Origin of the sequence: Enterobacter sp. KB-280D8, from assembly GCF_041399405.1 — a bacterium.
In the GTDB taxonomy this organism is placed as follows: domain Bacteria; phylum Pseudomonadota; class Gammaproteobacteria; order Enterobacterales; family Enterobacteriaceae; genus Enterobacter; species Enterobacter cloacae_N.
In genome coordinates, this window is sequence record NZ_JBGKEC010000011.1 from 1 (window position 1) to 23667 (window position 23667).

At 57.4% G+C, this 23667-nt stretch carries 24 protein-coding genes; 18 read left to right on the forward strand and 6 right to left on the reverse strand.

From position 1 onward, the window contains the following. Nucleotides 1-349 precede the first annotated feature (349 nt). The gene (locus tag AB8818_RS20095) at nt 350-1303 is read left to right on the forward strand and encodes a nickel/cobalt transporter (protein WP_192984337.1); all 954 of its coding nucleotides are present in this window, start codon (nt 350-352) and stop codon (nt 1301-1303) included. Between the two features lie 34 nt (nt 1304-1337). Here AB8818_RS20095 and proP read toward each other — a convergent pair whose 3' ends face one another. After that, nucleotides 1338-2840 (reverse strand): glycine betaine/L-proline transporter ProP, encoded by a 1503-nt coding sequence (gene proP / locus AB8818_RS20100; protein WP_041911505.1) that lies wholly within the window; start codon nt 2838-2840, stop codon nt 1338-1340. Nucleotides 2841-3492: 652 nt separating this feature from the next. Here proP and kdgT point away from each other — a divergent pair. Beyond that, a complete protein-coding gene (gene kdgT / locus AB8818_RS20105) occupies nt 3493-4485 on the forward strand; it encodes a 2-keto-3-deoxygluconate transporter (protein WP_163331076.1) in 993 nt (330 codons plus the stop codon). A gap of 54 nt (nt 4486-4539) precedes the next feature. Here the strand turns inward: kdgT and AB8818_RS20110 are convergent, their stop codons facing one another. Both AB8818_RS20110 and crfC read right to left on the reverse strand, forming a co-directional pair. After that, nucleotides 4540-5415: a diguanylate cyclase regulator RdcB family protein gene (locus AB8818_RS20110; RefSeq protein ID WP_116343883.1), complete on the reverse strand. Its 876-nt coding sequence runs from the start codon at nt 5413-5415 to the stop codon at nt 4540-4542. Beyond that, nucleotides 5412-7766, reverse strand: a complete 2355-nt coding sequence (gene crfC, locus AB8818_RS20115; RefSeq protein ID WP_192984335.1) for a clamp-binding protein CrfC — start codon at nt 7764-7766, stop codon at nt 5412-5414. The genes AB8818_RS20110 and crfC overlap by 4 nt, the downstream gene beginning before the upstream one ends. A gap of 593 nt (nt 7767-8359) precedes the next feature. Here crfC and AB8818_RS20120 point away from each other — a divergent pair. The 16 genes from AB8818_RS20120 to phnP all read left to right on the forward strand — a co-directional run bounded on the left by AB8818_RS20120 (nt 8360) and on the right by phnP (nt 20109). Then, nucleotides 8360-8695 carry a zinc ribbon domain-containing protein YjdM gene (locus tag AB8818_RS20120; protein WP_028015217.1) on the forward strand — a complete coding sequence of 112 codons (336 nt, stop codon included), beginning with the start codon at nt 8360-8362 and terminating at the stop codon, nt 8693-8695. An 80-nt stretch (nt 8696-8775) separates the two neighbouring features. Continuing rightward, nucleotides 8776-9213, forward strand: coding sequence for a VOC family metalloprotein YjdN (gene yjdN, locus AB8818_RS20125; protein WP_116343881.1), 438 nt, complete (start codon nt 8776-8778; stop codon nt 9211-9213). Between the two features lie 136 nt (nt 9214-9349). Continuing rightward, a complete protein-coding gene (phnC, locus tag AB8818_RS20130) occupies nt 9350-10138 on the forward strand; it encodes a phosphonate ABC transporter ATP-binding protein (RefSeq protein WP_192984332.1) in 789 nt (262 codons plus the stop codon). 23 nt (nt 10139-10161) lie between these two features. Next, nucleotides 10162-11178 carry a phosphonate ABC transporter substrate-binding protein gene (gene phnD / locus AB8818_RS20135; RefSeq protein ID WP_163331073.1) on the forward strand — a complete coding sequence of 339 codons (1017 nt, stop codon included), beginning with the start codon at nt 10162-10164 and terminating at the stop codon, nt 11176-11178. 52 nt (nt 11179-11230) lie between these two features. Continuing rightward, nucleotides 11231-12010: a phosphonate ABC transporter, permease protein PhnE gene (gene phnE / locus AB8818_RS20140; RefSeq protein ID WP_116343878.1), complete on the forward strand. Its 780-nt coding sequence runs from the start codon at nt 11231-11233 to the stop codon at nt 12008-12010. Nucleotides 12011-12030: 20 nt separating this feature from the next. Then, complete coding sequence (gene phnF, locus AB8818_RS20145) at nt 12031-12756, forward strand: phosphonate metabolism transcriptional regulator PhnF (protein WP_163331072.1); 726 nt, start codon at nt 12031-12033, stop codon at nt 12754-12756. Further along, nucleotides 12757-13209: a phosphonate C-P lyase system protein PhnG gene (gene phnG / locus AB8818_RS20150; RefSeq protein WP_163331071.1), complete on the forward strand. Its 453-nt coding sequence runs from the start codon at nt 12757-12759 to the stop codon at nt 13207-13209. It begins immediately after the preceding gene. Next, nucleotides 13206-13790 (forward strand): phosphonate C-P lyase system protein PhnH, encoded by a 585-nt coding sequence (phnH, locus tag AB8818_RS20155; protein WP_192984329.1) that lies wholly within the window; start codon nt 13206-13208, stop codon nt 13788-13790. Before phnG ends, phnH begins: the two co-directional genes overlap by 4 nt. After that, nucleotides 13790-14854 carry a carbon-phosphorus lyase complex subunit PhnI gene (locus AB8818_RS20160; RefSeq protein ID WP_166709819.1) on the forward strand — a complete coding sequence of 355 codons (1065 nt, stop codon included), beginning with the start codon at nt 13790-13792 and terminating at the stop codon, nt 14852-14854. The genes phnH and AB8818_RS20160 overlap by 1 nt, the downstream gene beginning before the upstream one ends. Then, a complete protein-coding gene (gene phnJ / locus AB8818_RS20165) occupies nt 14847-15692 on the forward strand; it encodes an alpha-D-ribose 1-methylphosphonate 5-phosphate C-P-lyase PhnJ (protein WP_166709817.1) in 846 nt (281 codons plus the stop codon). The genes AB8818_RS20160 and phnJ overlap by 8 nt, the downstream gene beginning before the upstream one ends. After that, nucleotides 15689-16444: a phosphonate C-P lyase system protein PhnK gene (gene phnK / locus AB8818_RS20170; RefSeq protein WP_116343872.1), complete on the forward strand. Its 756-nt coding sequence runs from the start codon at nt 15689-15691 to the stop codon at nt 16442-16444. Before phnJ ends, phnK begins: the two co-directional genes overlap by 4 nt. Before the next feature lie 108 nt (nt 16445-16552). Beyond that, a complete protein-coding gene (phnL, locus tag AB8818_RS20175) occupies nt 16553-17233 on the forward strand; it encodes a phosphonate C-P lyase system protein PhnL (protein ID WP_192984326.1) in 681 nt (226 codons plus the stop codon). Continuing rightward, nucleotides 17230-18366 (forward strand): alpha-D-ribose 1-methylphosphonate 5-triphosphate diphosphatase, encoded by a 1137-nt coding sequence (gene phnM, locus AB8818_RS20180; protein ID WP_163331068.1) that lies wholly within the window; start codon nt 17230-17232, stop codon nt 18364-18366. Before phnL ends, phnM begins: the two co-directional genes overlap by 4 nt. Then, complete coding sequence (phnN, locus tag AB8818_RS20185; protein ID WP_192984339.1) at nt 18363-18914, forward strand: ribose 1,5-bisphosphokinase; 552 nt, start codon at nt 18363-18365, stop codon at nt 18912-18914. Before phnM ends, phnN begins: the two co-directional genes overlap by 4 nt. Beyond that, on the forward strand, nt 18907-19341 hold the full coding sequence (gene phnO, locus AB8818_RS20190; protein WP_192984323.1) for an aminoalkylphosphonate N-acetyltransferase: 435 nt from the start codon (nt 18907-18909) through the stop codon (nt 19339-19341). Before phnN ends, phnO begins: the two co-directional genes overlap by 8 nt. Before the next feature lie 9 nt (nt 19342-19350). Then, on the forward strand, nt 19351-20109 hold the full coding sequence (phnP, locus tag AB8818_RS20195; protein ID WP_116343868.1) for a phosphonate metabolism protein PhnP: 759 nt from the start codon (nt 19351-19353) through the stop codon (nt 20107-20109). Nucleotides 20110-20161: 52 nt separating this feature from the next. Here phnP and yjdP read toward each other — a convergent pair whose 3' ends face one another. The 3 genes from yjdP to AB8818_RS20210 form a co-directional block, all read right to left on the reverse strand. Then, nucleotides 20162-20485 (reverse strand): DDRRRQL repeat protein YjdP, encoded by a 324-nt coding sequence (yjdP, locus tag AB8818_RS20200; RefSeq protein ID WP_192984320.1) that lies wholly within the window; start codon nt 20483-20485, stop codon nt 20162-20164. A 75-nt stretch (nt 20486-20560) separates the two neighbouring features. After that, a complete protein-coding gene (locus AB8818_RS20205) occupies nt 20561-21187 on the reverse strand; it encodes a GNAT family N-acetyltransferase (protein WP_192984317.1) in 627 nt (208 codons plus the stop codon). A 121-nt stretch (nt 21188-21308) separates the two neighbouring features. Beyond that, the gene (locus AB8818_RS20210; RefSeq protein ID WP_192984314.1) at nt 21309-23585 is read right to left on the reverse strand and encodes a hybrid sensor histidine kinase/response regulator; all 2277 of its coding nucleotides are present in this window, start codon (nt 23583-23585) and stop codon (nt 21309-21311) included. Nucleotides 23586-23667 lie beyond the last annotated feature (82 nt).

Genomic DNA, 23667 nt, shown 5'->3' on the forward strand with positions numbered 1-23667 from the left:
GCAACGCGGCTTTCGCTCACCGTTGCGAGGTGGCGTATATTACGCTTTCCTCTTTCAGAGTCAACCCGTTATTTCAGGATTTTTTCTCTTCAACCGAACCGCTTGTTGTGTGAAGTGATTCACATCCGCCGTGTCGATGGAGGCGCATTATAGGGAGTTCTCCGCAGGCCGCAACCGTTAAATAACAGAAAAATGACTGACTGCTGCATTCCACAGCAAAACCCCGCCTTATACCTTTTTACACACAGACTTATCCACAATTACATCAGGATCCCGGTGCGATCCTGCGAACTGAAAGGGAAGATCATCTATACTAGCGGCAAATATTCTTCTCCGCAGAGCCCCCTTCATGAATACACAACGCCTGCGCCGCGACTGGCACCTTCCTGGAGCCGGGTTAATATTGCTGGCAATCCTCTTCGCGGGATTTACCCTGCATACGCACTGGAACGCCTTTATCCAGTGGTGTCTTGCCACGCAAATTACCCTGCACCGTTATCTGGTGATGTATCTGCTGCAGCTTAACAACCACCAGTACAGCGGCGGATTATGGCTCTTAACGGGCGCTTTCCTCTATGGCGTCCTTCACGCCATCGGGCCGGGGCATGGAAAATTCATAATGACGACCTATCTGACCACCAATAAGGAGAGCGAGCTGGCCGCCCGCGTGGTCCCCTTCATTGGCAGCCTGATGCAGGGCGTTAGCGCGATTCTGTTCGTCTTTATTCTGGCGGTGGGGTTTAACCTCGCGTCAGGCGATATCAGTACCAGCCGCTGGTACGTTGAGAAGATAAGCGCCGTGCTGATTGGCGCGTTTGGTGCTTTCATCATTTACCAGACGCTGAAGAGCCTGCGTTCGCGCAGAATGACGGTCTCCGCCATTAATCCGCTCCATCAGCATAATGAACGCTGTGGCTGTGGCCATCATGGCGTGGGCGCAGATCTGACACAAGGTGACTGGAAAACGCGTCTGGGCGTCATTCTGGCGATTGGCGCACGCCCTTGCAGCGGTGCGATCATGATTCTGATGTTTTCGAACGCGCTGGGCATTGTCACCTGGGGGATGTCGGCCGTTATGACCATGTCTTTAGGAACGGCACTCTCTATTATGGGGCTATCACTGGCGGTTCGTTATGCCCGTGAACGCACGGTGGCATGGTTCGGAGGAAATAGCTCGTTAAGATGGCTGGTGCCGGCAGTTAAAATTGCCGGAGGGGTCGTCCTGATCCTGTTCGCGGCCATTCTTTTCCTGACGGTCATCCCCATCAGCGCCAACGGCGACTACATCGCCGCCGGATGCTAATAAAAGAAAACCCGCCGTTGGCGGGTTTTCTTTATTACTCGTTAATCCGAGGATGTTGATCAACAAGACGGGAGCGTTTCTTCTGCAGCTCTTCAATCTCTGCGTCGATATCCTCAATCTTTTGCTCAACGTTGTCGTAATGCTCGCGCAGGATCTCTTTCGCTTCCTGAATATCGGATGCCGCAGGCGTCGCCCCTTTCAGAGGACGGTTTGCCGTCTCCTTCATGGTCAGGCCGGTCGCCAGACCGACTACCGCGATAACCATCAGGTAATAGGCTGGCATCATCAGATTCTGCGTGCTTTCCACCAGAGAGGCAGCAAGCGTAGGCGTCAGGCCAGCAATCAGAACAGAGATGTTGAACGCTGCCGCCAGCGCGCTATAACGAATGTGCGTCGGGAACATCGCAGGTAACGTAGATGCCATCACCCCGATAAAGCAGTTCAGTATCACCGCCAGCATCAGCAGACCCGCGAAAATCAAACCCAGCACGTTACTGTTGATCAGAATAAAGGCCGGGATCGCCAGCGCAAACAACGCCACACTCCCCAGGATGATAAACGGTCGACGGCCAAAGCGGTCGCTCAGCAGACCCATAATTGGCTGCACGAACAGCATACCCACCATGATGGCGATAATGATCAGCACGCCGTGATCTTCCGAGTAGTGCAGGTTATGCGACAAATAGCTCGGCATGTAGGTCAGCAGCATGTAATAAGTGACGTTGGTGGAAATCACCAGACCAATACAGGTCAGCAGGCTGCGCCAGTGCTTCGTCGCAATCTCTTTAAAGGAGACTTTCGGACCATCCTGCAGGCCTTCGCGGTCACCTTGCTCCAGTTTCTCAACGTGCTGCTGGAAGGCAGGCGTCTCTTCCAGCGCGTGACGCAGGTAAAGACCGATAATACCCAGCGGAAGCGCGATAAAGAACGGGATACGCCAGCCCCAGTCGAGGAAGTTCTCCTCACCGACCACGGTTGAAATCAGAACCACGACACCCGCGCCCATCACAAATCCGGCAATCGAACCAAAGTCCAGCCAGCTGCCCATGAAGCCGCGCTTACGGTCAGGGGAATACTCCGCGACGAAGATCGACGCACCGGTATACTCGCCCCCGACGGAGAAGCCCTGCGCCATCTTACAAAGCAACAGCAGAATAGGTGCCCAGATGCCGATCGTGGCGTAGGACGGAATCAGGCCGATACAGAACGTACTGATCGACATAATGACAATGGTGATAGCAAGTATTTTCTGGCGACCGTATTTGTCACCGAGCATACCGAAGAACAGACCGCCCAGCGGGCGAATGAGGAAGGGAACAGAGAACGTACCCAGTGCGGCAATCATCTGCAGGCTGGGGTCAGCCCCGGGGAAGAACACTTTACCTAACGCGTAGGCGACAAAGCCATAGACACCAAAATCGAACCATTCCATCGCATTACCAAGCGAGGCTGCGGTAATGGCTTTACGCAGTTTTGCGTCATCAATAATGGTGACGTCGCGCAGTGTGATGGGTTTAACCTTTTTCCTTCTTAGCATAGCTATCCTCGTTGACTCGGCCCTGTCTGTTTCACAGTCCAGTTAGCGTGCTGCGAACCATGGGATCCGCTCCATGCGAATCGCCTTATTCAAGCGTAGCAGGTTTACTTACATTGACGTTTTCCGTCGATACAACCGAACCTGTTGACGCCTGTCTGGGCAGTTAATGACCTTTTTACCCTACCAGCGTTTATATTTGTGATCAACTTCACACATATATTTATGCTGCGTAAAGTGAAGACAGCATTTGTCAACTTCCGAAAATAAGACCTTCCTCAACCCTTCCCATGATAATGATTTTCAGCATGATCCGTTTTCTTTTTATCCCGGAATATAAAGGCACATTTTTACAAGAGATTTACATAAAACCTCACCTGACAGAACGCGTCGTAAAGTTTACATTCAATATGTGATACAGATAACTAAAACAACGTTTTATTTTCATTGAATCATTATTCCAGTGATCGCATGATAATTCCCGAAACATAGCACCAGGTGCTTTCTGGCAAGAGAAAAGAAGAGCACTTACTGCATTTTGGTTGCGGGGTTATCAAATACAAACCATCAAAAAACCCCTCATCAAGTTGAATTTATTGATTTTTTATTTACACCTACCGCTCGCCACGAGTGGTGAAAATTATGAGGGTTGTATATGAAGATTAAAGCCACGATAGAACGTATACCGGGTGGTATGATGCTGGTGCCGCTGGTACTCGGCGCCATTCTGAATACATTAGCACCTGATACCGGGGCTTATTTTGGTGGTTTCACAAAAGGGATGATTACGGGTACCGTTCCCATCCTGGCCGTCTGGTTCTTTTGTATCGGCGCATCCATTAATTTACGCGCTACGGGTACCGTATTACGCAAATCCGGAACGCTGGTGATAACCAAAATAGCGGTCGCCTGGGTTGTCGCAATGATATGCGCGATGTTCATTCCGGAAAATGGAATTCAGACCGGTTTCTTCGCCGGGCTATCCGTCCTGGCGATTGTCTCGGCGATGGATATGACCAACGGCGGGCTGTATGCCAGCCTGATGAACCAGTACGGAACGAAAGAGGAGTCCGGCGCATTTGTTTTGATGTCTCTGGAATCCGGCCCGCTCATGACGATGCTGATCCTGGGGTCTGCTGGCCTGGCTTCTTTTGAGCCGCACCACTTTGTCGGCGCGATCCTGCCGTTTCTGATCGGTTTTGCCCTGGGTAATCTGGATCACGATCTGCGTGATTTCTTCAGCAAAGCTACGCCAGTGCTGATCCCGTTCTTTGGCTTTGCGCTGGGCAACACCATCAACCTGAACGTGATCCTTGATACGGGACTGCTGGGGATTGTGCTGGGTGTCGCAGTTATCATCATCACCGGTATTCCGCTGATTATTGCCGACCGCGTGATCGGGGGAGGAAACGGCACGGCGGGCGTTGCCGCCTCTTCAGCAGCAGGCGCTGCCGTCGCAAACCCGGTAATTATTGCCCAGATAAACCCGGCCTTTGAACCGGTAGCCGCTTCCGCGACGGCACTGGTTGCCGCCAGCGTGATTGTCACCGCGATCCTGGTGCCCATCATCACAGCGCTATACGCAAAACGCTACGGAAATGCACCCAAGCAGGAATTAGAACGGGAAACTGTAGAACTTCATCATTAACACACCGCACCCTGACCCTCTCCCCTGTGGGGAGAGGGTCAGGGTGCGGGGGATTCAACCAAAAATCTCCTCCACCATCGCATCCACCAGCCGTTTTGCCGAACACAGCCTCGGCATACCCAGCGCGACGGTCTGCCAGCTTTGCGTTACTGACCAGCTCACCGGGTGTGCATCCGCCTGACACCAGTCGCCGAGCCAGCCCAGCATGTCTTTATGATCGATTAAACCCGCCGAAGCGGGCGTAGTCAGCCACTGATGATAAAAATGGCGCGTCGTGGGAGACGCATTGATGCCCTGAGCCAGGTAGTTGGCAGCCATGCTGCGTAAATTATCCTTGAGCATTGCCGACACATCGTCGTTCGCCAGACGGCATGCATCGCCAAATGCTCCCCAGCGCAGCTCTTCGAGGACGATGAAGCAGCGCCCGGCCAAAGACCAGCCATCATAGTGGCCGGCTCGCCAGCGGGTGAAAATTTGTTCACTGTGCTCGCCCGCCTGTACCGTCAGTCCACGCTGGGTCAGCGCCTTTTCTTTATAGGCAGCACGTTGGGTAAAATGAGAGGAGAGCTGCGCGTACTGCTCAAGCAGGCCGGGGGATGGCTGAGCGCGCAAGTGGGCCTGCTGGCGCAGCGCAATCAGTTTATCGGCCATCAGCGTCAGCGCGAGATGGCCCGGATCCAGCATGCCGGCAAGTTTTTCCGCCAGCCCCAGGCGCAGGGCCGCGTTCTCATTAAGCATTCCCGCCATCGCCCAGGGCCGTAGCCGAGTGTGCGTCATGATTTCCTGAGTCAAACGCTCACGAAACTGCAGCTGCTGCGGCCCCAGATGGGGATATCGCGCCGCGTCCACGCCCTGCACAAGATCGACCATAAACTTGGGATGAATACACTCCAGCGTCCGCCCGGGACCGTCCAGTAGCTGTGTTGTCATGGTTGCTCTGCCGCGAATAGTGTTTGAATATCATCGCGTAACAGTCGGGTATCTTCCTGAATCCACGCCGCAGTCGTAATGCTTTGCTTCAACAGCTGGCTGAGCGCTCGGGTCGAATGCTCATTTTGTTGACGCACTGCGAGGCTATCACGCAAGCTTTCCTGTAAGCCGGTCAGGCATAACGAAAATTCTGCAAAGAATGTCGCCATTCCGGCCGTAACAGAGACATCGACCTGAGCGGACAAAGCTTTACGTATTTGTTCACAAAACTGATCAATATGTTGCTTAAATTTGTCATGCAGCTGCGCAATGTCGATAACATAGCGCGTGCGCGTGACCACATAATCATCCCAGCCCCAGCCAGGATTATTCAGCCACCGCGAAACGGTTTCACGCATACTGCTCCCGGCGGAAGGCTGACCTGCTGGGCGGTTATCCTCCGCAATAGCATCGTTAAACAGGGACCGCGTATTGAAATTAAGCTGGTTAGCCTGAAAAGCCGGGAAGCTGATCCGCGCCCGGAAGCCGGCATGGCTCAGATGCTCTTTAATACGCGTTTCAATGGGGCGCATAGCTTCATTCAGCGAACGCGCCAGCGTAGATTCCAGCTGATCGAAGCGTAACGCCAGCTCCCTGCAGATTTTCGTCTGCGCATCCAGCATGATCAGTTCACAGGAGGAGCGAATTTTACTCAGCGCGATCTGCGCCTGCCCTTCATCATCCAGAACCAGCTGTTTCAGCTCTTGAGGTTCGTCACTGCGGTGATTGAGCCGGTCAATGCCTGCCAAATCAAGAATATTGTGAGTGCTGAAAACCTGATCAATCGACTGATGAAGCGCCGTTTTCTGGGCCCCCATAAAGTCCGCGGTAGCGTTCAGCGCCTGCTCAACTTCATGTTTCACCTCATCGCTCACCGCGCGCTGACGCGTTTGCAGCAGCGCCATATCTTCTTCAAGACGCGAGATGTTCATTTCCAGCGCCTCAAAGGCCACCGTCAGCCCCTGATAGCGGAAGTCGAGATACTCCCGGGCATTCTGCGCGTAGTTGAGCAACTTATGCGACGCCGAACGCAGCGCGAATAACGAGGCATTGGCATAGGCGGCGTAAATCAGTTTGCGTATCGGTTGTTCAAACAGCGAATCTTCCCACAGCAAATCGGCTGCGTGACGGATATGGTCAATATCGTCCAGGTCCGCCGTACGCCAGCGGCGTCCGAGGGCAGCTTCGGCAAAATCCTGCACCCAGGGCTGCTCCTGATGATCCGGCAGGCGTCCGTGGCTATTCATTTCATAGCGCGCGCGGTTTGCCAGATACGCCCACATAGATGAAACAGGGTAGATCTGGCCAGGCGAAATATTGCCTTTCATTAAGGTGCCAGAGATCATAGCCCTGACCTGCTCTTCATCGTCGCTATTGCGATCCTTCTGGTCGAATTTATTCACCAGCGCATAAAGAGGCACTGATTTCCCCGCCACCGAAATAGCCTGACGGACCTCTTCATCAGAAATAGATTTAAGCTGGGTATAATCCATCACCGCCAGCACCGCCGACGCGCGGGCGAGCTGTTCGCTAAGCATTTTTTGCAGATGCGGTTGTCCAGCCTCATTGGGGCCGGGGGTATCGAGCAGCGTCAACTGCCCGAGGTGGGCATCCAGACCCGCAAGATGCACGAACTCCACTTCAATCACCGGAATATGTTCGATGGCCGCGTATTCGGAAAACGGAAACGCCACGCCCAGCGCCTGGGAGAGTCTCACCAGGTCATTGAGACTTTTCAGGCAATGAAATATTGGCTGCGCGCCCAGATGATGCTTTTCAAAGGCCTCGCCTCTCTCAATGCGTTCAAGCAGCGTATTCATGTCCTTATCAATTTCCAGGTGCAGAGCCAGCTTGCCGCGATCGTAATCGCAGAGCTTTTTCTGCAGCAGGTGGATCAAATCATCAATAGGAGAAGCATGTGAGAAGTGGAGCACCGGCTCCTTCTGGCCTGGCGTATGACGGATCAGCGTAGGAAGCGCCGTCATTGGGCGGTTGCGGTTCGGCAACACTTCGGTACCTACAATGGCATTAATGGTGGTCGATTTCCCCGCTTTCATCGTGCCAACGATAGCCAGAACCATTTCCAGACGTGTTATTTTGCGTAATTCATTATTCAGCGTTGCCTGCTGCGCTTCGACGCCCCGCGCACTAAAATGCAAAGGCAGAACGTTGTTCTTTTCTCCCGTAATAGCCGCCGTCGTGTTCTCCAGCATCGCTGTCGGCATTGACCTCAGGGTATCGAGATTTTGCAGGGCGAGCTGTAACAAACGTTCAGCTTCCTGGCTTAATTCAAAAATGGTCTGTGTGTGCATGATAAAAGCCTTTCCTTAACGCAAATTTATTACTTTTATTAAGCCACTTGTTTTAATTATAATGTTCAGGCTTATATGATCACGTGTGGAAAACATGTTCACCGGAATATAACTGATTGAAGATAATCAGAAATAAATGGCTATCCCTGCATGGCGTGTAAAGCTCTCCTCAAGGCCCGGAAGCCAAAAGATAAAAAGCCTGACCCATTTTAAGAAGCTCCAGGATATATCATCATTATTTACCCACCTAAAAAGAGAGGGATAGGCCGCCGCCATAAGAAATGTATGGCAGCAAAGTTCGAAGATAAATAACAATGTGTTGCTTCACCTTATCTGAAATGAAGGTGCGTAGCAATTTGCCGTAATAAAATATTCGATATATTTAGCGACTTCTCTTTCCACCGTGTTAATGACGTTAGCATCGCTTAGCTGACTGACAGTAAGTGTCACTCACAATACATTTTCTGCGTTTTTTAAATTCACAATATCACCGACAAACGTGTGGATTTGCGCTATACTTGCCGCCTTTTTCGGCAATCTGCCGTCATTAAGCTGGCACTTTCCAGCGCGTTAACACTTTTGAGGATACCGATATGCAACTCCCACACTGTCCAAAATGCAATTCTGAATACACCTATGAAGATAATGGCATGTTCATCTGCCCGGAATGCGCACACGAATGGAATGATGCCGAGCCAGCGCAGGATGCTGATGCGCTGGTCGTCAAAGATGCGAACGGCAATCTGCTGGCGGATGGCGACAGCGTAACCGTGGTGAAAGATCTGAAGGTGAAAGGCAGCTCTTCCATGCTGAAGATTGGTACCAAAGTGAAGAATATCCGTCTGGTTGAAGGCGATCATAATATCGACTGCAAAATTGACGGCTTCGGTCCAATGAAACTGAAATCTGAGTTCGTGAAAAAGAACTGATTTACCCGCCCGGTAGCGCTTCGCTTACCGGGCTTTCGGGAACTACACTTAACGGGCTTTTCTTACGTGAGGTAAAGATTATGCCGTTAAGTCCCTACATCTCTTTCGCCGGCAACTGTGCAGAGGCTACCGCCTTCTATCAGCAGGCCGTCGGCGCAGAACTCCTCTATAAAATAACCTTCGGCGAAATGCCAAAAAGCGATAACAGCGAAGAAGGCTGTCCGTCCGGCATGCAGTTTCCGGATTCGGCTATCGCCCACTCCAATGTCCGCATTGCGGGCAGCGATATCATGATGAGCGACGGGCTGCCGCCGGGCAGCAGCGCACAGTACGCGGGCTTCACGCTGGTGCTCGACACGCAGGATGTGTCGGAAGGCAAGCGCTGGTTCGACAACCTCGCCGATGGCGGCAATATCGAAATGGCCTGGCAGGAAACCTTCTGGGCGCACGGCTTCGGTAAGGTCACCGACAAATACGGCGTGCCGTGGATGATTAACGTCGTTAAGCAACAGCACTAATTTTCGGGCGGTGGGCGGTCTGCCTCCGCCTGTCATCAAACTCCCCTCAACTCTTCAAACTCCCGCAACCTGCACTTAACCCAAATGTCATATTGATGCGCCAGCATGAGGCCACATTTATCGTGAGGCCCAGCACATGCAAACTGTTATCCGCGTCGAGAAACTGAGCAAAACCTTCAATCACAACAAGGCGCTGCATGCCGTTGATCTGACCGTCCAGCAGGGCGACATGGTGGCGCTTCTCGGGCCGTCTGGCTCGGGAAAATCCACCCTTTTACGCCACTTAAGCGGCCTCATTACCTGCGATAAAACGCCGGAAAGCCACGTCGAGCTGCTGGGCAACACCGTGCAGCGCGCAGGGCGTCTGGCGAGCGATATCCGAAAAAGCCGCGCCCGGACGGGCTACATCTTCCAACAGTTCAACCTGGTGAACCGTCTTACGGTGCTGGAGAACGTGCTGATTGGCGCCCTCGGCATCACTCCGTTCTGGCGCACCTGCCTGCGCTGGTTCTCCCCATCCCAGAAGCAGGAAGCCTTACAGGCGCTGACCCGCGTCGGCATGGCGCACTTCGCCCACCAGCGCGTCTCCACCCTCTCCGGTGGACAACAGCAGCGCGTCGCCATCGCCCGCGCGCTGATGCAGAAAGCGCAAATCATTCTGGCCGACGAGCCTATCGCCTCGCTGGACCCGGAATCGGCGCGCATCGTGATGGAAACCCTGCGCGACATCAACCAGAACGACGGCATTACCGTGGTGGTCACGCTGCATCAGGTGGATTACGCCCTGCGCTACTGCGAGCGCATTGTCGCCCTGCGGCAGGGGCATGTCTTCTTTGATGGCGCGAGCCATCAGTTTGATAACGAACGTTTTGATCATCTCTACCGCAGCGTAAACCGCGTCGAAGAGCGCGCGCAGGCTGCATAACGTCCCCATAACGAGGAATGGAAATGAACTATAAAGCCGTTGCCGCGCTGGCCTTTACCAGCATGTTCAGCATCAGCACCCTGTTAAGCCCGGCGTATGCGGAAGAGCAGGAAAAAGCGCTGAATTTCGGCATTATTTCGACGGAATCACAGCAGAACCTGAAGCCTCAGTGGGAACCGTTCCTGAAAGATATGGAAACCAGGCTGGGGATCAAAGTAAACGCCTTTTTCGCCCCGGACTACGCGGGCATCATCCAGGGAATGCGCTTCAACAAAGTGGACATTGCCTGGTACGGTAACCTCTCGGCGATGGAAGCGGTGGACCGCGCCAACGGCCAGGTCTTTGCCCAGACCGTTGCGGCAGATGGCTCCCCTGGCTACTGGAGCGTACTGATCGTCAACAAAGACAGCCCGATCAACACCCTCAACGACATGATCGCCAAACGCAAAGAGCTGACTTTTGGTAACGGCGATCCGAACTCCACCTCCGGCTTCCTCGTTCCCGGCTACTACGTCTTCGCGAAAAACAACATCTCCACCAGCGACTTCAAACGCACGGTGAACGCCGGGCACGAAACCAACGCGCTGGCCGTGGCGAACAAGCAGGTGGACGTTGCCACCAACAACACAGAAAACCTCGACAAGCTGAAGACCTCCGCGCCGGACAAGCTGAAAGAGCTGAAGGTCATCTGGAAATCGCCGCTGATCCCTGGCGACCCGATCGTCTGGCGCAAAAATCTCTCCGAAAGCACCAAGGACAAGGTCTACGACTTCTTTATGAACTACGGCAAAACGCCGGAAGAGAAAGCGGTTCTGGAACGTCTGGGCTGGGCGCCGTTCCGTGCGTCCAGCGATCTGCAGCTGGTCCCGATTCGCCAGCTGGCTCTGTTTAAGCAGATGCAGGCCGTGAAGGACAACAAAGGGCTCAAGGACGAGGAGAAGACCAGCAAAGTGTCTGAAATCCAGGCTCAACTGGAAGACCTCGACCGCCTGACCGCCGCGCTCGGCGCGATGACCAGCGTGAATAAAGCGGTGCAGTAGTGCTTTTCTCCCTCTCCCTGTGGGAGAGGGGACATAACCCAAAGGAGTCAACATGCAAACCATCACCCTCCCGCCGCCAAAGCGCAGCTGGTTCTCGCTCATCAGCTGGGCCATTCTGCTGGCGGTGCTGGTTATCTCCTGGAAGGGCGCAGAAATGGATCCGCTGCTGCTCTTCAAAGATTCCGGCAACATGGCCACCTTCGCCGCCGACTTCTTCCCGCCGGACTTCAGCCAGTGGCAGGACTACCTCAGCGAAATGGCGGTCACTCTGCAAATCGCCGTCTGGGGTACCGCCCTTGCCGTCATTCTCTCCATTCCGTTTGGCCTGATGAGCGCTGAAAACATCGTGCCGTGGTGGGTCTACCAGCCGATGCGCCGCCTGATGGACGCCTGCCGCGCCATCAATGAAATGGTCTTTGCGATGCTGTTCGTGGTGGCCGTTGGCCTGGGTCCGTTCGCGGGCGTCATGGCGCTGTTCATCCACACCACCGGCGTACTTTCCAAACTACTGTCCGAAGCGGTCGAAGCCATCGAGCCCGGCCCGGTGGAAGGCATCCGCGCAACCGGCGCCAACAAAATCGAAGAGATCCTTTACGGCGTCCTGCCGCAGGTGATGCCGCTGCTGATCTCTTACTCTCTGTACCGCTTTGAGTCCAACGTCCGCTCCGCCACCGTCGTGGGTATGGTGGGCGCAGGCGGGGTTGGCGTCACCCTGTGGGAAGCGATTCGCGGTTTCCAGTTCCAGCAAACCTGCGCCCTGATGGTGCTCATCATCGTCACCGTCAGCCTGCTGGATTTCCTCTCTCAACGTTTGCGTAAGCACTTCATCTGAGAAGCGAGGCTTTGATTTGTATGCACTTATCCAGACATCCGACCAGTTACCCCACCCGCTGGCAGGAGATTGCGGCAAAGCTCGAAGTGGAGCTGCGCACGCACTACCGCTGCGGGGACTACCTGCCCGCCGAGCAGCAGCTTGCCGACCGCTACGAGGTCAATCGCCATACCCTGCGCCGCGCCATTGACCAACTGGTCGAGCGCGGCTGGGTGCAGCGCCGCCAGGGCGTGGGCGTGCTGGTGCTGATGCGCCCGTTCGACTACCCGCTTAACGCCCAGGCGCGCTTTAGCCAGAACCTGCTGGATCAGGGCAGCCACCCGACCAGCGAAAAGCTGCTCTCGGTATTGCGCCCGGCCTCCAGCCACGTGGCGGACGCGCTGGGGATTCAGGAAGGTGATAACGTCATTCACCTGCGCACGCTGCGCCGGGTCAACGGCGTGGCGGTGTGCCAGATTGACCACTACTTCGCGGACCTGGCCCTCTGGCCCGTACTGCAAAACTTTACCAGCGGTTCCCTGCACGACTTTCTTCAGGATGCCACGGGCATCGCCCTCAAGCGCACCCAGACGCGCATAAGCGCCCGCCGCGCGCAGGCAAAAGAGAGCAAGGTGCTCGAAATTCCCAACATGGCCCCGCTGCTCTGCGTACGCACCCTCAACCACCGTGACGGCGAGATCAACGCGACGGAATACTCCGTCAGCCTGACCCGCGCCGACATGATTGAATTCACCATGGAGCACTGAATGCACGTCGACACCTCCACCCGACAGCGCTGGATGCGCGTGCTGGCCCATTGCCAGCCTGCCGCCCTGCGCGAGCGCATGAACGCGCTGGGCCTGGCGCCTGACTACGACACGATCCGCGCGCCGGAAATCGGCCTGGTACAAATCCAGGCGCGGATGGGCGGCACCGGCCAGCGCTTTTTTGCAGGCGACGCCACCCTCACCCGCGCGGCGATCCGCCTGAACAGCGGTACGCTGGGCTACAGCTATGTGCTGGGTCGCGATAAGGCGCACGCCGAGCGCTGCGCGGTAATCGACGCCCTTTTGCAGGAACCCCCGCATTTCCAGACGTTAATGGAAACCCTTATTGCCCCGCTGGAAGCCGACCGCGCCGCACGGGTTGCCGCCCGTCAGGCCGAAGTGAACACCAGCCGGGTCGACTTCTTTACGCTCGTTCGCGGAGATAACGCATGACGCTTCAACCTGCTTTTACCCTGGCCGTCCAGGATGCCCAACAAAGTTTTCGTCGCCTGCTGAAGGCCATGAGCGAGCCGGGCGTGATTGTCTCCCTGCACCAGCTCTCCCAGGGCTGGCTGCCGCTGAACCTCGCCTCCACCAGCGTGCTGCTGACGATGGCGGACAACGATACCCCGGTATGGCTGTCAGGTGCCCTGTCGAACGATATCGCCAGCCAGAACCTGCGTTTTCACACCAGCGCCCCGCTGGTCGATCAGCCCCAGCAGGCGGTTTTTGCCGTGGCCGATGAGCAAATCAGCCATGAACAGCTCAACGCCCTGAGCGAAGGCAGCGCCGTCGCCCCGGAGACCAGCGCCACGCTGATCCTGCAGGTCTCCAGCCTGAGCGGCGGCCGCATGCTGCGCCTGACGGGCGCAGGCATCGCCGACGAGCGCATGGTCGCGCCGCAGCTGCCGGAGTGCATCATTCACGAGCTGACCGAGCGCCCGCACCCGTTCCCGCTGGGCATTGACCTGATCCTGACCTGCGGCGAACGCCTGCTGGCGATCCCGCGAACCACCCACGTGGAGGTGTGCTGATGTACGTAGCCGTCAAAGGGGGCGAAAAGGCCATCGCCGCCGCCCATGCCTTGCAAGAACACAGACGACGAGGCGATGAACGGCTTCCCGAGCTGAGCGTCGCCCAGATTGAACAGCAGCTTAACCTCGCGGTTGACCGGGTGATGACCGAGGGCGGCATTGCCGACCGCGAGCTGGCGGCGCTGGCCCTTAAGCAGGCCAGCGGCGATAACGTGGAAGCCATCTTCCTGCTGCGCGCCTACCGCACTACCCTTGCCAAACTGGCGGTGAGCGAGCCGGTAGACACGGCGGAGATGCGCCTGGAGCGCCGCATTTCTGCCGTTTATAAAGACATCCCCGGCGGCCAGCTGCTTGGCCCTACCTACGATTACACCCATCGCCTGCTGGACTTCACCCTGCTGGCGAACGGCGAAGCCCCAACGCTTAGCACTTCAGACGCCGAACAGGAACCGTCTCCGCACGTCTTTAGCCTGCTGGCAAATCAGGGGCTGGCGAAGGCGGAAGAGGACACGGGAGCCGCGCCGGATGACATTACCCGCACGCCACCGGTTTACCCGTGCTCGCGCTCGTCCCGCCTGCAGCAGCTGATGCGAGGCGACGAAGGCTATCTGCTGGCGCTGGCCTACTCCACCCAGCGCGGCTACGGGCGCAACCATCCGTTTGCGGCGGAGATCCGCAGCGGCTATATCGACGTTGAAATCGTGCCGGAAGAGCTGGGTTTTGCGGTGAACGTCGGCGAACTGCTAATGACCGAGTGTGAAATGGTGAACGGTTTCGTCGCGCCAGAGAATGAAGATCCACACTTTACCCGCGGCTACGGGCTGGTGTTTGGCCTCGGCGAGCGCAAGGCGATGGCGATGGCGCTGGTCGACCGCGCCCTGCAGGCACCGGAGTACGGCGAGCACATCGCCGGCCCGGCGCAGGACGAAGAGTTCGTGCTGGCCCACGCGGATAACGTCGAGGCCGCTGGCTTTGTCTCGCACCTCAAGCTGCCGCACTACGTCGATTTCCAGGCCGAACTGGAACTGCTGAAACGCCTGCAACGGGAGCGCGCCAATGGCTAACTTAAGCGGCTACAACTTTGCCTATCTGGACGAGCAAACCAAACGCATGATCCGCCGCGCTATTTTAAAAGCGGTGGCTATTCCGGGCTATCAGGTGCCGTTCGGCGGCCGCGAAATGCCGATGCCCTACGGCTGGGGCACGGGCGGCATCCAGCTGACCGCCAGCGTGATCGGTGAAGCGGACGTGCTGAAGGTCATCGACCAGGGCGCGGACGACACCACCAACGCGGTGTCGATCCGCAACTTCTTTAAGCGCGTAACGGGCGTCAACACCACCGAAAAAACCGAAGACGCGACGCTGATCCAGACCCGTCACCGCATCCCGGAAACTCCGCTGACGGAAGATCAGATTCTGATTTTCCAGGTGCCGATCCCGGAACCGCTGCGCTTTATCGAGCCGCGCGAAACCGAGACCCGCACCATGCACGCGCTGGAAGAGTACGGGGTAATGCAGGTCAAACTGTATGAGGATATCGCCCGCTTCGGCCATATCGCCACCACCTACGCCTATCCGGTGAAGGTCAACGGGCGCTACGTGATGGACCCGTCACCGATCCCGAAATTCGACAACCCGAAGATGGACATGATGCCCGCCCTGCAGCTCTTTGGTGCCGGACGTGAAAAACGCATCTACGCCGTACCGCCGTATACACGTGTCGAAAGCCTGGATTTCGACGATCACCCGTTTACGGTGCAGGAGTGGGACGAGCCGTGCGCCATCTGCGGCTCCAGACACAGCTATCTCGACGAAGTGGTGCTGGACGACACGGGCAAACGAATGTTTGTCTGCTCCGACACCGATTACTGCCGCCAACAGAGCGAGGCGAACGGCCAATGAAACCGCTGCTTTCGGTTAATAACCTCACCCATCTATATGCGCCGGGCAAAGGCTTCAGCGACGTGTCGTTTGAGCTGTGGCCGGGCGAAGTGCTGGGGATCGTCGGCGAGTCCGGCTCCGGCAAAACGACCCTGCTGAAGTCCATCTCCGCGCGCCTGGCGCCGCAACACGGCGAGATCCTGTATCAGGGACGTTCCCTCTACGGCATAAGCGAGGCCGAGCGCCGCCGCCTGCTGCGCACCGAGTGGGGCGTGGTGCATCAGCATCCGATGGACGGCCTGCGCCGTCAGGTCTCTGCCGGGGGCAATATCGGCGAACGCCTGATGGCCACCGGCGCGCGCCACTACGGCAACATCCGCGCCACCGCCCGGCACTGGCTGGAGGAGGTGGAAATCCCCGCCTCGCGCATCGACGACCTGCCGACGACCTTCTCCGGTGGGATGCAGCAGCGTCTGCAGATTGCCCGCAACCTGGTCACCCATCCGAAGCTGGTGTTTATGGATGAACCCACCGGCGGGCTGGACGTCTCCGTACAGGCGCGCCTGCTCGACCTGCTGCGCGGTCTGGTGGTGGATCTGAACCTTGCGGTGGTGATTGTCACCCACGATTTAGGCGTTGCGCGCCTGCTGGCGGACCGTCTGCTGGTGATGAAGCAGGGCCAGGTGGTGGAAAGTGGGCTCACCGACCGGGTACTCGACGATCCGCACCATCCGTACACCCAGCTGCTGGTGTCGTCCGTGTTGCAGAATTGAGGTTGCTGTTGCCGGGTGGCGGCTTCGCCTTACCCGGCCTACGGACTGCGCTCTTTGTAGGCCGGGTAAGCGAAGCGCCACCCGGCAAGAAAACGCCACGAGGCCAACATGATCCACGTACAAAACGTAAGTAAGACCTTTGTGCTCCACCAGCAAAACGGCGTGCGCCTGCCGGTGCTGCAAAATGCCTCGCTAGAGGTCAGCAGCGGCGAATGCGTGGTGCTGCACGGCCACTCCGGCAGCGGTAAATCCACCCTGCTGCGCTCCCTGTACGCCAACTATTTACCGGACGAAGGCCATATCCGCATTCGCCACAACGATGAATGGGTCGATCTGGTGCAGGCCCCGGCGCGCAAGGTGCTGGAAGTGCGTCGTACAACGATCGGCTGGGTCAGCCAGTTTCTGCGGGTGATCCCGCGGATCTCCGCCCTGGACGTGGTGATGCAGCCCCTGCTGGATCTCGGCGTGCCGCGTGAAACCTGTGCCGCCAGGGCCGCGAGCCTGCTGACGCGCCTCAACGTGCCGGAGCGCCTGTGGCACCTCGCCCCGTCGACCTTTTCCGGCGGCGAGCAGCAGCGCGTGAATATCGCGCGCGGGTTTATCGTCGATTATCCGATCTTACTGCTGGATGAACCCACCGCCTCGCTCGACGCTAAAAACAGCGCAGCGGTGATAGCGCTGATCGAACAGGCCAAAGCGCGGGGCGCGGCGATCGTCGGGATCTTCCACGACGACGCCGTACGCACCCGCGTGGCAGACAGACTGCACCCGATGGGGACAAACGCATGATTATCAATAACGTCAGGCTGGTGCTGGAAAATGAGGTCGTGAAGGGTTCGGTTGAAATCCACGAAGGCGTCATCCGCACGTTTGCCGAAACCCAAAGCCGTTCCCCTGAAGCGATGGACGGCGACGGCGGCTGGCTGCTGCCGGGGCTGATTGAGCTACATACCGATAATCTGGATAAATTCTTCACCCCGCGCCCGAAGGTGGACTGGCCCGCCCATTCGGCGATGAGCAGCCACGACGCGCTGATGGTCGCCAGCGGCATCACCACGGTGCTGGACGCGGTGGCAATCGGCGACGTGCGCGACGGCGGCGATCGCCTGGAGAATCTGGAGAAGATGATCAACGCCGTGGAGGAGACGCAAAAGCGCGGCCTCAACCGCGCCGAGCACCGTCTGCATCTGCGCTGCGAGCTGCCGCACCACACCACGCTACCGCTGTTTGAAAAACTGGTGGGCCGCGAGCCGGTCTCGCTGGTCTCCCTGATGGACCACTCGCCGGGGCAGCGCCAGTTCGCCAACATTGAAAAGTATCGTGAATACTATCAGGGCAAATACTCGCTCAACGACGCGGAGATGGCGCGCTACGAAGAAGAGCAGCTTCAGCTTGCGGCCCAGTGGTCGCAGCCCAACCGTCTTAAGATTGCCGCGATGTGCCGGGACCGGAATATCGCGCTGGCGAGCCATGACGACGCCACGCGCGATCACGTGCGGGAATCCCACCAGCTTGGCAGCGTAATAGCCGAATTTCCCACCACGTTCGAAGCAGCTGAGGCGTCGCGCCAGCACGGCATGAACGTGCTGATGGGCGCGCCGAACATCGTGCGCGGCGGATCGCACTCCGGCAACGTGGCGGCAAGCAAACTCGCCTCCCTCGGCCTGCTGGACATTCTCTCGTCTGACTACTACCCCGCCAGCCTGCTGGATGCGGCATTCCGGGTGGCGGACGACGAGGGCAACCGCTTTACACTGCCGCAGGCAATTCGCCTGGTGACCAAAAACCCGGCCACCGCGCTCAATCTTCAGGATCGCGGTGAGATTGCCGAAGGCAAACGGGCAGATCTGGTGCTCGCCCACCGCAGGGGTGAGCACGTTCATATCGACCACGTCTGGCGTCAGGGAAAAAGGGTGTTCTGATGGGAAGACTCATCTGGTTAATGGGGCCGTCCGGCTCCGGGAAAGACAGCCTGCTCTCGGCGCTGCGGCAACGGGAACATTCACAGCTGCTGGTGGCGCACCGCTACATTACCCGCGCCGCCAACGCCGGAAGCGAGAACCATATCGCTCTGAGCGAGCAGGAGTTTTTTACCCGCGCCGGGCAAAATCTGCTGGCGCTGAGCTGGCACGCCAACGGCTTTTATTACGGCGTGGGCATTGAGATTGACCTCTGGCTGCACGCGGGATTCGACGTGCTGGTTAACGGCTCGCGCGCGCATCTGCCGCAGGCAAAAGCCCGGTACGAAGCGGCGCTGCTGCCGGTCTGCCTGCAGGTTTCCCCGGATATCCTGCGCAGCCGGCTGCAAAGCCGGGGACGGGAAAATGCGCGTGAGATCGACCAGCGGCTGGAACGTGCGGCGCGCTACACTCCGTCGGGCTGTCACATCCTCAATAACGACGGAAGTTTGCTACAGTCAGTCGAGACCTTTTTATCGCTTATCCGCCAGAAGGAGAAACAGCATGCCTGACTGCCAGCTTCGCCCCGCCACCGCCGACGATGCGCAGATTGTCTATGCCCTGATCTGCGAACTGAAGCAGGCAGAGTTCGACCATCAGGCGTTCCACGCCGGATTTCTTGCCAACCTTCAGGATCACAACATGCGCTACCAGCTTGCCGAGCTGGACGAACATGTCGTCGGCATGATCGGCCTGCACATGCAGTTTCACCTCCATCACGCGCGCTGGATCGGCGAGATCCAGGAGCTGGTGGTAATGCCGCAGGCGCGCGGGCTAAAGGTGGGCAGCCAGCTGCTGGCCTGGGCGGAAGAGGTGGCACGGCAGGCCGGCGCGGAGCTGACCGAGCTCTCCACCAGCGTGAAGCGCACTGACGCGCACCGTTTTTACGTTCGTGAAGGATATACGCAGAGCCATTTTCGATTCACCAAACCGCTGTAGAGGTGCGTTATGAGTCTGACCATCACGTTAACGGGAACCGGAAGTGCACAGCTCGTGCCGGTCTTTGGCTGCGACTGCGCGGCGTGTCGACGGGCGCGCCTGCAGGACAACTATCGCCGTCGCCCCTGCAGCGCGGTGGTCAAATTCAACGATGCGGTCACCCTGCTGGATGCGGGTATTCCGCACCTGATGGACGACTGGCCGGCGGGCAGCTTTCAGCAGTTTTTGCTCACGCACTATCATATGGATCACGTCCAGGGGCTGTTCCCCCTGCGCTGGGGCGTAGGCGCAACCATCCCGGTCTACGGCCCGCCGGACGACGCAGGGTGCGACGACCTGTTTAAACATCCCGGAATTCTGGATTTCAGCCACACGGTTGAGCCGTTCGTGATGTTTGAGCTGCAGGGGCTGCGGGTCACGCCGCTGCCGCTCAACCATTCAAAACTGACCTTCGGGTATCTGCTGGAATCCGCCCACAGCCGCGTGGCGTGGCTTTCTGATACCGCCGGGCTGCCGGATAAAACGGTGACGTTTCTGCTCAACAATCAGCCACAGGCGATAATCATCGACTGCAGTCATGAACCGCGTGACGAGACCCCTCGCAACCATTGCGACTTAAACACCGTGGTTGCGCTGAACGAGGTGATTGGCTGCCCGCAGGTGATCCTGACCCACATCAGCCATCAGTTTGACGTGTGGATGATGGATAATCCGCTGCCGGACGGCATTGAAGCGGGATATGACGGAATGGTGCTGGTGCTGGATTAGGTTTTCTCCCTCTCCCGTGGGAGAGGGTTGGGGTGAGGGCAACAGGCCGCACTTAGCCTCGATCGTAATCGTCTTCTAACCGACGCTCATCTTCTTCTAACCGACGTCTGTCGTCATCCAGCTGGCGCTGACGCTCGTCTAAGCGGCGGCGTCGGTCTTCAAGCTGCCGACGACGGTCGTCGTACTGTCGGCTGTCGATTTGACGGTTGCGGTCGTAACGATCGTCGTCATCGTCATTACGGCTGCTGCTGGGGTTATAGGCATCGTTGATCGCCTGCTGAATGTTGCCAATGGCATCATCAATCACATCGGCATGCGCCAGTTGGCTGGTGAGTGACAGCAGACCAAATAACAGAGCAGTAGGGTAACGTTTCATAAGGCCAGACTCGCAGGGGAACTGGCCTTACGGTAATCAACGGCATTGTTCCGGGGTAGCGGAGGAATCTCAAATTCAGTTGTGTCCAGGGCCTTCCATCAGCTGATTCGCACGCTGTTTATTTTCTGCAACCAGTAAAATGCCATAACATTTTTGATCCGGCGAATGACTCCAGATACGATCTTCGGGTATACACCCCCCGTCATAGATAACCTTGCTACCATCATACGGCCAAAATGCTCCCTGCTCGGTATCGAGAACAAATACAGCGATTTGGTCAGACTCGCGGGCAATTTTCTGCCAGAGCATCTTCCCACCCTCATATTGTTCAAAGTCGCTAATAAGCGTCACGCCACACTGTAATACCAAGGCTTCATACAGACGAGTTGCCAGTCCCTTGTCACGCTCGGCTGGATCAACGCATATACCTTCTACCTGAATAACATTGGTATCTTCCCAACAACGCTCGACAGCAATGATACCTTCCCCCAAATGCGTTTTACGTTGTAAATCCAGGGCAGCAACAACCCGATGCCGAGGTACACCATCGAAGGTTTCGACATCCGCTTCAATAATCGCAGCTCTTGGCGTCTGGCTATCAAAAATGACATGTAACACTCGCCCGGAGAGTTCGAATTCATCAACGAGCTTGAAAGACCTTGCTACGGTCTTTGGGCTGTAAGTTGTAGGCATCACAATCATTTGTGAGTCCCCTCTTGTAAGTACCGGCATAGTTCCCTTTATATCCCAATCTGCCAAATTTTGCGCAGGTTAGCATCCCCCGGTTTACTCACGCTCTTGATGAATTCCGAAATATCAATGCTTATAAACAGACTTTCCGCAGCGCCTGCGCCAGCTGCGCCCGCGTAAACGGCTTACGCAATAACTGCACGTCCGGCAGCTGCGGGTTGTGCGCCGGGCGCAAATCCTGCCCGCTGATCAGCAGCACCGGAAGCTGCGGATAATGGCTGCGCACATGGTTAATCACCTCAGCCCCGCTCAGGCCTCCGGGCAACATCAGATCGCTGATAAACATGCCAATATCCGGCGACGCCGCCAGCATGCTCAGGGCCTGCTCGCCGTTGTCCGCTTCGAGCGTCAGGTAACCAAGCTGATGCAGCTGTTCGCACAGGGTCTGACGAACGTCCGCCTCATCTTCCAGCACCAGTACAAGCCGCTCGTTATCCACGGACGTTGTGGCAGCCAGCGCTTCATCCTCCGAAACGGCGGGCAGCGTCGAGCGCGGGAGGTGCAGCCGCACGGTGGTGCCCTGCCCCGGCGCGCTTTCGATCTCAACCCGGCCCCCGGACTGGCGCACAAAACCGTAGACCATCGACAGGCCCAGCCCGCTCCCGCTTCCGGTCTGCTTGGTGGTGAAGAACGGTTCAAAAACCCGGGATTTAACCTCCTGCGACATCCCGCTGCCGCGGTCAATCACCTCCAGCGCTACCATATCCTGCCTGCGACCGTCGCTGCGGGTCACGCGCTGGTTCCAGGTACGAATTTTTATCACCCCGCTCTGCCCTTCCATCGCATCCCGGGCGTTCATCACCAGGTTGATGATGGCATTTTCCAGCTGGCTGACGTCAATCCACGCGGGCCATGCCGGGGTTTGCGCTTCAATCTCCAGGGTAAGCGTGGCGGGCAAAGAGTGGCGCATCAGCTCCCGGAGGTTTTCCAGCAGGGGCAGCATTTCTACCGCATGCGGCGTCAGGGATTGTTTGCGGGAAAATGCCAGCAGGCGCTGGGTCAGCAGCGCGCCGCGTTCGGCCGCCTTGAGCGCCCGGGAGATGCGCGGCGCGTCTTTTGATTCAGGGTCGGTAAGCTCAAGGCTGCCGATGATCACCGCCAGCAGGTTGTTAAAATCATGCGCCAGCCCGCCGGTCAGCTGTCCGACGGCCTTCATTTTCTGGCTGTGCAGCAGCGCCTCTTCCAGCCCCTGACGCTCGACGCGGTCAATTTCCATCTGCGTGGTTTTCTCTTTCAGCAGGCGCGTGGTGTGCTCAAGCGAAGCGGTATTGCGGGCAAAAACGTTAAACGCGCGCGCCAGTTCGCCCAGCTCATCGCGCCGCTGCAGCGCGGGCACCGAAACATCCTGCTCGCCGTGCGCAAGGCGCGACATCGCTCTGGAGATAGCCGTCAGGTTAGAGCCCAGATTGCGGTAGATATACCAGCAGGCGCACCCGGTGATGATCAGCGCCAGCACGGCGAAAATGCTGATAAACACGCTGATCGAGCGCAGCTCCTGATGGCTCTGAGCGGTACGAAGCGTGGAGGCGTTCGCCACCTGTTCTACGTACTGATTGATGTCGCCGTTAAGGATCGCCACCAGCGCCTTGATGTGGAACATATACCAGCTTATCGCCAGATCGCTCTCTTCCAGCTGCTTCGACAGCGGGGCGAGCTTACCTAACTCGGCATTAAAATCAGGCAGAACCCCCTTCACCACCGGCTGTGCGGCGCTCCGGGGCAGCGCTGCGGCCACGGCGTCCAGTTGATGAACGGTCGCGCGCGGCGAAGGGGTGTCGATGGCGGCAGCGATCAGCCGGTCCATCTCCATCAGTTGCTGCGCATCCGGTACGTTGCTGCCATAGCGGCGGTTGATGTCCTGCAGATGACGCAGGTAGCTCTGGCTTTGATACAGCGAACTCAGCAGCGCGTTACGCTCCAGATGGCGTCGCTGTCCACGCTCCAACATCTCCGTCACGCTCTGCTGTAATTCATTGCTTCGTTGAATAATGCGCGCCACCAGCGCTGGCTCCTGCTGCGCCAGCGGCGCATCCGCAAGCTGCTCCAGCGAGCGGCGCAGCGCCATTTGCGTCTGCTTCAGGCGCTCGGCTTCGCCTTTGTACTCCAGTGCTCCCACCACCTGCGAAAGCCGTACCGCCGCCGTTGCGACGTTGGCCGTGTCGCGGGCGAGATTCATGCTGCCGGTCATGTCGTCCAGCGTTTGCTGCTGCACCTGTTCCTGGATCTGGCTGGCGTGACGGAAACCGAGCACCGCTACGCCGCTCACCATCAGCGTAACGGCGACCACCAGCAGATTGAAAATCAGCAGGCGGCCTCGGGCGCTGGCGAAGAACGGGGAGCGTGAAGACATGTTGACTCCGTAAATGTGATCCACATTCGCTATTCATAACTATGACAAATATGAACGGCTTCTGACATTTTGCATTTACGCG

Bases quoted from the DNA above. Each gene is read 5' to 3' on its own strand.
- AB8818_RS20095 (WP_192984337.1), top strand. From the start codon at position 350: ATGAATACACAACGCCTGCGCCGCGACTGGCACCTTCCTGGAGCCGGG.
- proP (WP_041911505.1), bottom strand. From the start codon at position 2,840: ATGCTAAGAAGGAAAAAGGTTAAACCCATCACACTGCGCGACGTCACC.
- kdgT (WP_163331076.1), top strand. From the start codon at position 3,493: ATGAAGATTAAAGCCACGATAGAACGTATACCGGGTGGTATGATGCTG.
- AB8818_RS20110 (WP_116343883.1), bottom strand. From the start codon at position 5,415: ATGACAACACAGCTACTGGACGGTCCCGGGCGGACGCTGGAGTGTATT.
- crfC (WP_192984335.1), bottom strand. From the start codon at position 7,766: ATGCACACACAGACCATTTTTGAATTAAGCCAGGAAGCTGAACGTTTG.
- AB8818_RS20120 (WP_028015217.1), top strand. From the start codon at position 8,360: ATGCAACTCCCACACTGTCCAAAATGCAATTCTGAATACACCTATGAA.
- yjdN (WP_116343881.1), top strand. From the start codon at position 8,776: ATGCCGTTAAGTCCCTACATCTCTTTCGCCGGCAACTGTGCAGAGGCT.
- phnC (WP_192984332.1), top strand. From the start codon at position 9,350: ATGCAAACTGTTATCCGCGTCGAGAAACTGAGCAAAACCTTCAATCAC.
- phnD (WP_163331073.1), top strand. From the start codon at position 10,162: ATGAACTATAAAGCCGTTGCCGCGCTGGCCTTTACCAGCATGTTCAGC.
- phnE (WP_116343878.1), top strand. From the start codon at position 11,231: ATGCAAACCATCACCCTCCCGCCGCCAAAGCGCAGCTGGTTCTCGCTC.
- phnF (WP_163331072.1), top strand. From the start codon at position 12,031: ATGCACTTATCCAGACATCCGACCAGTTACCCCACCCGCTGGCAGGAG.
- phnG (WP_163331071.1), top strand. From the start codon at position 12,757: ATGCACGTCGACACCTCCACCCGACAGCGCTGGATGCGCGTGCTGGCC.
- phnH (WP_192984329.1), top strand. From the start codon at position 13,206: ATGACGCTTCAACCTGCTTTTACCCTGGCCGTCCAGGATGCCCAACAA.
- AB8818_RS20160 (WP_166709819.1), top strand. From the start codon at position 13,790: ATGTACGTAGCCGTCAAAGGGGGCGAAAAGGCCATCGCCGCCGCCCAT.
- phnJ (WP_166709817.1), top strand. From the start codon at position 14,847: ATGGCTAACTTAAGCGGCTACAACTTTGCCTATCTGGACGAGCAAACC.
- phnK (WP_116343872.1), top strand. From the start codon at position 15,689: ATGAAACCGCTGCTTTCGGTTAATAACCTCACCCATCTATATGCGCCG.
- phnL (WP_192984326.1), top strand. From the start codon at position 16,553: ATGATCCACGTACAAAACGTAAGTAAGACCTTTGTGCTCCACCAGCAA.
- phnM (WP_163331068.1), top strand. From the start codon at position 17,230: ATGATTATCAATAACGTCAGGCTGGTGCTGGAAAATGAGGTCGTGAAG.
- phnO (WP_192984323.1), top strand. From the start codon at position 18,907: ATGCCTGACTGCCAGCTTCGCCCCGCCACCGCCGACGATGCGCAGATT.
- phnP (WP_116343868.1), top strand. From the start codon at position 19,351: ATGAGTCTGACCATCACGTTAACGGGAACCGGAAGTGCACAGCTCGTG.
- yjdP (WP_192984320.1), bottom strand. From the start codon at position 20,485: ATGAAACGTTACCCTACTGCTCTGTTATTTGGTCTGCTGTCACTCACC.
- AB8818_RS20205 (WP_192984317.1), bottom strand. From the start codon at position 21,187: ATGATTGTGATGCCTACAACTTACAGCCCAAAGACCGTAGCAAGGTCT.
- AB8818_RS20210 (WP_192984314.1), bottom strand. From the start codon at position 23,585: ATGTCTTCACGCTCCCCGTTCTTCGCCAGCGCCCGAGGCCGCCTGCTG.